Below are 9,876 nucleotides of genomic sequence, written 5' to 3'. Positions count from 1 at the left end.
TTTGATGACGAGGCTGGCGTAGAAGGTTTTTATATCTTCTAACTCAGTGTCGTCCTATCTGCATGCCCGCCTTTGTGCGGGCTATTTTCATTCAATAAATCGTCAAAAATCGAACTTTCCTATAAAGAGATAAAAAGCGGGCCTCCGGCAGCTCACCGACTGCCGGGGGCCCGCTTTGGCAATACGCTATGTTTCTCTTTTATCTTTCAAATGTATACTGAATTCCGGCAACTCGTTTCCCGCCAATCAGCACTTCTTTTTCCCGCCCCGGTGTTCCGCCTTTTGCCTCATAAAATTTCCGGTTTGGATTTTCTTTCACGCACCAGAGGGATAGCTTTCTTTTCGGTCCCAATATTTGAAACACATATTCCAGCATCTGTGTTCCATAACCTTTTCCCCGATACTTTTCATCGAAGTATAAGGTATCGATCTCCGCATATTCCTCATCGATCACACGGCAGGAAGCAAATCCAGCGATGTTTCCGCTGATCTCATACACATACAGATCTTCTTCTCCCTTTTCCAGCTTTCTTTCCCATTCCTGTCGCTGCTCGTCATAATTTCGTTTCTCAAGTACTTCTTCCGGCATGATTTCCCTGTAGACCTGTTTCCATGCATCTACATGAATTCCGACAACCGCCGCAAGATCCTCGGTCACGCCTCTCCGGATCATTCTGTCTCCTCCTTTATTTCTTGCAGATCCATCTTTCAAATGGATTTCTGTCATCTTTTGCGATCCGGACTGTTCCTTTCCTGATCCCGGCTTCAATCCGGTGTGCCAGCCAGCCGTCTCCGATTCCCGGCTCATATTCTCCCAGAACATTCCCAATAACCTCTGCTTCTTTTTGCGGTTTTTCCGACAAGGTGTTTTCGATCATAAAATCATAAAAGGATTCCTGGACGCTCATCGGCTTTCCATTGACAGAGGCTCTGAGTACTGCATTCTCCTTCATAAGCCGCTCCCAGTGCATTGCCCCGATCTCGATTTCCCATTCATTTAATGGTTTTTCATACGCAAGGAGCGATGGAAATTCCTCATGCACAATCTCTCCCATCGTAGATACCTCATATGGCATGTTGGTATCCTGACGGAACAGGACGTCCGGCAGTTTCACTGCCGAAATCTGGTCGGTCAAATCGTTTAACAGGTGGCAGGTATAATAATAGCCGCACACTTCATAAGGTGCTTTGCCGTACCAGATACGGATTGTTTTCCCCTCTGCCGCAAGCGTTCTCAATCTCTCCGACATCACACTGTATCTGTTGACTCGTTCTTTATATTCTTTCCACACACGCTCTCCCGCTTTTGTCCCGTCACGGAACAGGGTTTCCAGCGCATTGCTTCTTTTGCTTTCATTATCCAGATTCCGGATCTCTCCAACGTCCAGTCCCAGATCCAGACAGATAATCTCGTCCGCCCGGTTTCGCAGCCGGGACATTTTCAATGAAGCCGCCTCACTTGCACCAAATACTACTTCTACCATATATTTCTCCCTCAAAAAATTATCAACTAAAGTACTGTATCAATCACACGTTTTGCGTTGCCGTACCAGATCTTTTCCCGTTGTCGCTGGGTAAATCCGGCCTTTCCGAGCGCATCGTAAAGAAGGGGCATCGCACCGATGTCTTCGATCTCCATCTTCTCTGCTCCGCCAAAGCCGTCAAAATCCGTTCCAATGGCGATAACTTCTTCTCCGCCTTTCTGGTACATGTGCCGGACATGGCTTACCATCTCTTCGATCAGGCAGGAACCGCTTTTCCCAAGAAACTCCTGATAAAAATTCAGGCCGGCAATCCCTCCTTTTTCGGCAAGCGCCCGGATCTGTTCATCCGAAAGATTTCTCGGATGATTCCGAAGCGCCCGCGCATTGGAATGAGACGCCACCGGAGGGGTTTTGCTGTGAGAAACCACATCCCAGAAGCCGCCCTCTGACAGATGGGAGACGTCGATAATCATCCCGATCCGGTTCATTTCCTCAACCACGGAAAAGCCAAACGGCTTCAATCCCTGTTCCATCACCTGCGCCTCCTGGCTGTTCGGATAGCCGATACAGTTTTCATAATTCCACGTCAATGTGATCAGGCGGATTCCCATATCATAAAGTCCCTGCACCCGTTCCAGCTCTCCATGGATCACTCCACCCTCTTCCAGTGTCAGAAACGCGGAGATCTTTCCATCCTTTCTGTTCCGGTCAAGGTCGTTTCCATTTCCTGCGAAAGCAATCTCATCCGGATAGATCCAGATCTGCTTTTTCAGATACGTGGCCATCCTTCTGACATATTCATATGCCTGTTCGTGCTTCGATTTTCCAAGAAATTCCTCCAGCGTCACAAAGCAGGCAAAAAACTGGGCCATGGATCCTCCCCGCTTCATTTTTTCTATATCTACTTTCAGATGGTTCTTTTTCAGATCCTGATCCGGCATATTTTCGGACAATAATTCATATACCGTATCACAGTGCATGTCAATCAGATTCATAAGAAACGACTCCTTTTCATAAACTGATACCATTATAATCTAATATAAGCAGAAAGGAAATCAGATATGAAACAGAATTCCCCTTCCATCGGTATCGTTGTGTGCGCCAGAGAACACGGGCGCATGTTTACCAGTCTTCCATACATACAGGCAGCCGCAGATCACGGCGGACTTCCTTTTCTGATTCCTTTTTACGAAGACATGGAACTCTCCTATTTTCGGGCGTGTCTGAAAAAATACGACGGTTTTCTGTTCTGCGGCGGCGCCGATATCAATCCCCTACTGTTCGGTCAGGTACCGTCCCCGGAACTTGGAACAACCGATTATGACTTTGACCGGTTCCAGCTTGACTTTCTTACCTTTCTTCTGAAGGACTCTGAAAAGCCGGTCCTCGGTATCTGCAAGGGAATGCAGCTTCTGACTCTTGCCTGCGGCGGCACCATTTACCAGGATCTGTCCGAGCAGCCGGATTTCTTTAACCACAGCCCCGCTGCCGCTTTCCGGCATGATCCTGTCCATCTCGTCCGCACACTGGAAGATACAATGCTGTCCGACCTGATCGGAAAGCAGGCCAAAGTCAACAGCTTCCACCATCAGGCAGTCAAAGATCCGGGAGAAGTTCTCCGAATCTGTGCCCTCGCACCGGACGGACTGATTGAAGCGGTGGAAGGAATCAGGCATCCTTTCCTGCTTGGCATCCAGTGGCATCCGGAATGTATGTATCTGACCTCCCGGAAAATGAGCCGGATCTTCTCCGCCTTCATCGAAGCCTGCCGAAACTGACTGCTCTTTTTTACTTTTCAAACGGAAAACGGATGCCCCATGCGTTTCGCATGCTGTCCATCAGCTGCATCATGTAGATCGACTCACTGTGAGGCATCTGCGGGCATTCCGTTTTTCCCGCACGTACAGCTTCCATAGCTGCCCGTACTTCGTACTCAAATCCGGTAATCTGCTCCGGCGTTTCCATCTCCCGGATCAGTTTTCTGCTGTTGTCAAAAACCTGAATCCTGTCCACATCATTGATATTCCATGCAATCAGATATCCTTTGTCGCCGTAGACGATTCCTGCCTGCTCTGTTCCGCCTAACATGCTGCTGTGCATCGATGCCATACATCCGTCTTCAAAAATAAATGTGGCTGCATTCTGCGCGTCAACTCCGGTCTCCAGCTTGACACAGGACGTATCCATGGACTTGATTTTGGCATCGGTAATCATCCGGATAAAAGTCAGCGGATAAATACCCACATCCAGAAGCGCCCCTCCGGCAAGCTCCGGATTGCGAAGCCGTTCTACATTTTTGATATCATAGCCGAGATTTGCCGTAATCATATGGACCTTCCCGATCTCTCCGGAACGGATCACCTCGTCAATCATGGCTCTGGATGGAAGGAAACGTGTCCACATTGCCTCACCCGCAAAGATCCCTTTTTCCTCGGAAATCCGGAAAATCTCCTCCGCCTGTGCGGCGTTTGCCGTAAATGCCTTCTCACAGAGCACCGGTTTTCCGGCTTCCAGCGCCATCTTCATATACTGATAATGATGGGAATGCGGAGTCGCCACATAGACAAGTTCCACCTCCGGATCTGCAAACAGTTCCTCATAAGAACCGTACGCCTTTTCTATCTGATTCTTTTCGGCAAATGCCTGTGCCTTTGCAAGGTCACGGGATGCCACTGCATATGCTGTTGCGTCCTCCATCTCATTTAATGTCTTCGCCATAGTGACGGCAATTCCGCCCGCTCCGATAATTCCTACCTTCATCTTTGTCCTCCTTTTCTGATCTGCATGTTGATTTAGATGTTATACGATTACAATCTCCTTACTTCCTCCACTCTGTCCTTATTGTATCAAATTTCCCGCTGTAAGACAAAACTAACGCCTGAAAGAGAATTCTGTTTTTCCGGGTGACAATCCTTCGGTTTTCCTGTACAATAGGGAAAGACTGTATCATAAGGAGTTTGAGTGATGAGTATTTTAAATGTAGAACATCTGTCACACGGTTTTGGAGACCGTGCGATCTTTTCGGATGTTTCCTTCCGCCTGCTCCGCGGTGAACACATCGGACTGGTAGGCGCAAACGGGGAAGGAAAGTCCACGTTTTTTAATATGATTACCGGCCATCTGACACCGGATGAAGGGAAAATCGAATGGTCCAAAAATGTCCGTGTCGGCTATCTGGATCAGCACACGGTCCTGGAAAAAGGGATGACCATCCGGGACGTACTGAAATCCGCCTTTTTCTGGCTCTTTGAACTGGAAGAAAAGATGAATCAGATCTGTGATTCTCTGGGAGATGCTTCGGAAGATGAAATGACTGCCATGATGGAAGAGCTCGGAACCATTCAGGACACCCTGACCATGCACGATTTCTATACCATTGACAGTAAGGTGGAGGAAGTGGCAAGAGCCCTCGGTCTTCTGGACATCGGCCTGGACCGGGATGTCACCGATTTAAGCGGTGGACAGCGTACTAAAATCCTTCTTGGAAAACTGCTTCTGGAAAAGCCGGACATCCTTCTTCTGGACGAGCCGACCAACTATCTGGATGAAGAGCATATTGCCTGGCTGAAGCGCTATCTTCAGGAATATGAAAGTGCTTTTATCCTGATCTCCCATGATATTCCATTCTTAAATGACGTTGTCAACATCATTTACCACATGGAAAATCAGAAACTCGACCGCTATGTAGGCGACTATACGCATTTTGAGGAAGTTTACGCTGTCAAGAAAGCACAGCTGGAGGCGGCCTACCGCCGACAGCAGCAGGAAATCAGCGAGCTGAAAGATTTCGTGGCACGGAATAAAGCCCGGGTCTCCACACGGAACATGGCCATGTCCCGTCAGAAAAAGCTGGACAAGATGGAGAAAATCGAACTTGCAGCGGAACGTCCGAAACCGGAATTCCACTTCCGCTACGGGCGGACACCGGGCCGGATTCTCTTTGAGACAAAGGATCTGGTGATCGGATACAACGAGCCTCTCTCCAAGCCTCTTTCCATCTCCATGGAACGCGGCCAGAAGATTGCGCTCACCGGAGCAAACGGAATCGGGAAAACAACGCTTTTAAAGAGCATCCTCGGGCTGATTCCATCGCTGAGCGGAAGCTGTGAGCTGGGAGAAAATCTCCAGATCGGATATTTCGAGCAGGAAGTCAAAGGCGAAAACACCGCCACCTGCATCGATGAAATCTGGGATGAATTTCCATCCTTCAACCAGTACGAAGTGCGGTCTGCCCTTGCAAAATGCGGCCTGACTACCAAGCATATCGAAAGCCAGATCCGGGTATTAAGCGGAGGCGAGCAGGCGAAAGTCCGGTTATGTAAACTTGTAAACCGTGACACGAATATCCTGCTTCTGGACGAGCCGACCAACCATCTGGATGTGGATGCCAAGGAAGCACTGAAAAAAGCACTTCTGGAATACCGTGGAAGTCTCCTTCTGATCTGCCACGAACCGGAGTTCTACCGGGATGTGGTATCCGAAGTGTGGGACTGCACAAAGTGGACAACCAAAATCATCTAATCTGTAAAACCGAAACAGACGCAAAAGATCCCCACAGGAATCCGGGCCTTACGGCCGCCCCTTGATTCCTGCAGGGATCTCTTTTTTTGAAACATTTTCTGCTCTATCTATTCCCGGTCTACAATCCGTAAAATATGGATCGCCAGAAATCCGATTTCTTCCCGTTTCACTTCCGTCTTCAGTTCTTTTTCCATCCAGGCACAGATCTTCACTGCCGCCTCAAACTCTTTCGGATATTTCAGCTGTACGAATTCATTTAAGTCCGCTTTCACCTGCTCGCCTTTGCGTGTCCGTACAAGCATGTAGTAAATATGGCTCATCATACGGTTATACGCAAGAGAATCCGGTTCCACATCAATCTGAAACTGCTCTTCAATCATCCTGATTCCTTCATTGATGATCCGGGTATTATCCAGTGTCTCGGAAACCTTCTCATCCGTACGGGCCGAATGAATATGCAGAGAGATAAATCCGACCTCATCATCAGAGATCTCGGAACCAGTCATCTCACGGATGATTTCCCGCCCTTTCAGGGCAACCTCGTACTCTTTTTCAAACAGTACCTTGATGTCCGGCGTAAACGGATTTGGTATCTGCCTCTTCTCTTCCGCCCGCTTTGCCGCAAGCGCGATATGGTCTGCCAGAGGGAGCAGAGAGTCATGACTGACATGCTCAAATACCTTCTCCGCTTCCTCCAGAATTCGTCCGGTGGCCTCAATATATACCGGCTTGATGCCGTTGACCACTTTCAATGCGGAGACCTGCTTCTTCTTCGTCACCAGCGTGTAAATCTTGGCGTTTTTGATCATTTTCATCTCTTCGCCCGGATGTTTCCCGAAGCCGATCCCGTTTCCGAGCAGAATGATCTCCCGCTTCTTCTCACGGTCCAGGGCAAGAATGGCATTGTTATTCAATACTTTGATAATTCGATACATCTGACATAAGCTCCTTTACAATCAGCAGCTCACGATCTCCGCAATATCCTCCTGTGCATTTACATGCCCGGATGCCTTCATTACAATTTCTTCCTCTTCTGTCAGTCCGGTAAATACTGCAATGCAGGCTTCGGATTTCGCATGCTCTTTTATATATTGTATATCAAAAGCCATCAGTTTGTCTCCCTTTTTTACGAAATCTCCGTTATTTACAAACATCTCGAAGCCTTTTCCTTCCAGTTTTACCGTATCTACACCGATATGAAGCAGATATTCTACGCCGTCCTCTGTTGTCAGGCCGATCGCATGATTGGTCGGGAATACGAAGCTGACTGTACTGTCTTCCGGTGCATAGACAACTCCTTCTTCCGGCATGACCATATAGCCGTCTCCCATCATCTTTCCTGCAAACGCTTCGTCAGGAGTATCTGTGATCGGATGCGCCTCCCCTGTAAACGGTGAGCAAAGCACCTTTTTCGTTGTCTTTTCTACTGTATTTTTCGTTTCTTCTTTCTTTTCTTCTTCCGGTTCCGGAGCTGTCTCCTGTGCGATGTACTCTTCATCCGGAGCATTCACAAGGTAGTCTTCCAGATTGGATTTTACAACGGTGACAGACGGTCCGTAGATAATCTGGATTCCCTGTCCCTTCTTCACAATTCCGGACGGACCGGTCTGTTTCAGAATCTGATCATTTACCAGTTCCGGTTTCACAACCGTGCAGCGCAATCTTGTTGCACAGCAGTCCACATCGGAAATATTTTTCTTTCCTCCAAGTCCCTGAGTGATAAGAATACTTCTCTCATCTCCTCCTGACACAGAACCATTCTGATCCTTTGCACCCTGTTTTGCCTTGTAATCCGCTTTCGTATACAGTTTGGTCTCAGCATCGTCATCCTCACGCCCCGGTGTCTTCAAATTGAATTTCTGGATCAGGAATCGGAAAATCACATAGTAAAGGATAAAGTAAATAATGCCTACCGGGATGATCCGCATCCAGTTTGTCTTGTCGTTGCCCTGTAAAATACCGAAGATGAACAGGTCGATAAATCCTCCGGAGAACGTCAGTCCCACAGCAATATTCAGGATGTGCGCAATCATATATGCCGCACCTGCCAGAATCACCTGAACTACAAAAAGCAGTGGAGCCACAAACAGGAAGGAAAATTCCAGAGGCTCTGTGATACCTGTCAGCATACAGGTCAGTGCTGCGGAAAGCAAAAGACCGCCGGCCTGTTTTTTCTTCTCCTTCTTTGCACAATGGTACATCGCAAGGGCTGCTCCCGGAAGTCCGAAGATCATGAAAATGAATTCTCCGGAGAAATATCTCGTCGCGTCTGCACTGAAGTGCACGGTACTCGGATCAGCAAGCTGTGCGAAGAATATATTCTGTCCGCCCTGTACAAGCTGTCCTGCCACTTCCATCGTTCCACCCACCGCGGTCTGCCAGAACGGAAGATAAAACACATGGTGCAGTCCAAACGGGATCAGTGCACGTTTGATAATACCAAAAATCAAAGTACCAACATAACCGGTTCCTGTTACCAGTCCTCCGAGTGCGTAAATTCCATTCTGTACGAACGGCCATACGAAGAACAGAAGAATACCGACACCCACATAAACGATAGTGGAAATAATCGGCACAAATCTGGAACCACCGAAGAATGACAGCGCATTCGGAAGCACGATCTTATGGAATCTGTTGTGAAGCGCCGCCACACCAAGTCCTACAATGATACCTCCAAACACACCCATCTGCAATGTCTGAATACCAAGGACACTTGCCACGGTACCGCTGAGCACATCGGAAGCAACCGTGCCGTCCGCCAGGATGGTCCCGTCAATCTGAAGCATTGCATTAATGGTAACATTCATAACAAGAAACGCAATCATCGCAGAAAGCGCTGCTACTTCCTTTTCCTTCTTTGCCATACCGATTGCCACACCTACGGCAAAGATAATCGGCAGGTTGTCAAAGATCGCATTTCCCGCTTTTGTCATAATCGTGAATAATGCGTTCAGAACTGTTCCTTCTCCAAGGATTCCCGCCAGGTGATATGTCTCGATCGTCGTCGCATTCGTCAGCGAGCTTCCGATTCCAAGCAGCAGGCCGGCAACCGGAAGAATGGCGATCGGAAGCATGAAGCTTCGTCCAATCCTCTGAAGAACACCAAAAATTTTGTCTTTCATAGTTTCTCTCCTCTCTTTGATCTGACAGCAGTATTTTCTGAAAACAAAAAAGCATGAACTTCTCCCATCATACACTCCGGCTACTGTGCGGAATGTGTAAGGATAGTTCATGCCTGAAATTCAGTAACACGCTATCATATGCTGTTTTCTACTGTCAGTATATACTATGATTTAAGGCTGTGTCAATCATTTTCTAAAAATTCTATAAACTTTCCCTCGCTGTTCGTCCCTCCTACTGTGTTCTGATATGTGCAAGAAGCTCTTCTGTCAGCTGAATCGTGTCTTCCACTTCTTCACCCAGGCTCTGAAGCTTTGTCTGCACCAGATAATCTGTAATCGGATTGTCAAATGCGAAATCCGCAAAGGTAAGAAATCCGCTGATTTCAGTCTGAAGTTTCGGTGATACTTCTACTTTCCGCAATGCTTTCTGAAAATCTGTCAGCCTGATTCTCGCCTGCTCGATCATTCCTTCTACCTCATTGATTCGGGAATGTTTCATATAGGTACTGATCATGCTTCCCCCAAAAATGTCCAGAATTCCCCATTTTTTTGCACTGTTTAACTTTTCTCTGACTGTATACAGGCTTTCAAGCGCCTGTACTCCTGCTTCTTCTGCACACTTCAGATCCTCTCTCATCATTACTGCTTCCATCTCATTTTCCTCTCCTTCTGAATTTCATACCAAATAAAAAAGACTCCTATCATGACATCTGCCACAATAAAAGTCTTGCTATCTCATTTGCTACGGG

9 protein-coding genes are annotated in these 9,876 nt (G+C 47.7%); 2 read left to right on the top strand and 7 right to left on the bottom strand.

The annotated features are described in order from the left end of the window. Window positions 1-199: 199 nt before the first annotated feature. Genes Selli1_RS13210 through Selli1_RS13200 form a run of 3 tightly spaced genes read right to left on the bottom strand, consistent with a single transcriptional unit; the run spans window position 200 to window position 2,479 of the window. Window positions 200-673, bottom strand: coding sequence for a GNAT family N-acetyltransferase (locus tag Selli1_RS13210; RefSeq protein ID WP_281844529.1), 474 nt, complete (start codon window positions 671-673; stop codon window positions 200-202). Window positions 674-686: 13 nt separating this feature from the next. Continuing rightward, the gene (locus Selli1_RS13205) at window positions 687-1,484 is read right to left on the bottom strand and encodes a DUF1835 domain-containing protein (RefSeq protein ID WP_281844528.1); all 798 of its coding nucleotides are present in this window, start codon (window positions 1,482-1,484) and stop codon (window positions 687-689) included. A gap of 26 nt (window positions 1,485-1,510) precedes the next feature. Then, on the bottom strand, window positions 1,511-2,479 hold the full coding sequence (locus Selli1_RS13200) for a dipeptidase (RefSeq protein ID WP_281844527.1): 969 nt from the start codon (window positions 2,477-2,479) through the stop codon (window positions 1,511-1,513). A gap of 66 nt (window positions 2,480-2,545) precedes the next feature. On the opposite strand from Selli1_RS13200, the gene Selli1_RS13195 reads away from it, so the two are divergent. Continuing rightward, window positions 2,546-3,262 carry a gamma-glutamyl-gamma-aminobutyrate hydrolase family protein gene (locus Selli1_RS13195; protein ID WP_087167405.1) on the top strand — a complete coding sequence of 239 codons (717 nt, stop codon included), beginning with the start codon at window positions 2,546-2,548 and terminating at the stop codon, window positions 3,260-3,262. Window positions 3,263-3,272: 10 nt separating this feature from the next. Here the strand turns inward: Selli1_RS13195 and Selli1_RS13190 are convergent, their stop codons facing one another. Beyond that, window positions 3,273-4,244, bottom strand: a complete 972-nt coding sequence (locus Selli1_RS13190) for a Gfo/Idh/MocA family protein (RefSeq protein WP_087167406.1) — start codon at window positions 4,242-4,244, stop codon at window positions 3,273-3,275. 204 nt (window positions 4,245-4,448) lie between these two features. On the opposite strand from Selli1_RS13190, the gene Selli1_RS13185 reads away from it, so the two are divergent. Further along, window positions 4,449-6,005: an ABC-F family ATP-binding cassette domain-containing protein gene (locus tag Selli1_RS13185; RefSeq protein ID WP_204863475.1), complete on the top strand. Its 1,557-nt coding sequence runs from the start codon at window positions 4,449-4,451 to the stop codon at window positions 6,003-6,005. A gap of 107 nt (window positions 6,006-6,112) precedes the next feature. Here Selli1_RS13185 and Selli1_RS13180 read toward each other — a convergent pair whose 3' ends face one another. The 3 genes from Selli1_RS13180 to Selli1_RS13170 all read right to left on the bottom strand — a co-directional run bounded on the left by Selli1_RS13180 (window position 6,113) and on the right by Selli1_RS13170 (window position 9,779). Continuing rightward, complete coding sequence (locus Selli1_RS13180; RefSeq protein ID WP_087253023.1) at window positions 6,113-6,940, bottom strand: PRD domain-containing protein; 828 nt, start codon at window positions 6,938-6,940, stop codon at window positions 6,113-6,115. A 21-nt stretch (window positions 6,941-6,961) separates the two neighbouring features. Next, window positions 6,962-9,127 (bottom strand): PTS sugar transporter subunit IIABC, encoded by a 2,166-nt coding sequence (locus Selli1_RS13175; RefSeq protein WP_087167409.1) that lies wholly within the window; start codon window positions 9,125-9,127, stop codon window positions 6,962-6,964. 232 nt (window positions 9,128-9,359) lie between these two features. Then, window positions 9,360-9,779 carry a hypothetical protein gene (locus Selli1_RS13170; protein WP_118635755.1) on the bottom strand — a complete coding sequence of 140 codons (420 nt, stop codon included), beginning with the start codon at window positions 9,777-9,779 and terminating at the stop codon, window positions 9,360-9,362. Between the last annotated feature and the right edge of the window lie 97 nt (window positions 9,780-9,876).

It is taken from the genome of Sellimonas catena (assembly GCF_027924685.1).
Taxonomy (GTDB): domain Bacteria; phylum Bacillota; class Clostridia; order Lachnospirales; family Lachnospiraceae; genus Sellimonas; species Sellimonas catena.
This window is presented reverse-complemented; position numbering and strand designations above follow the sequence as displayed.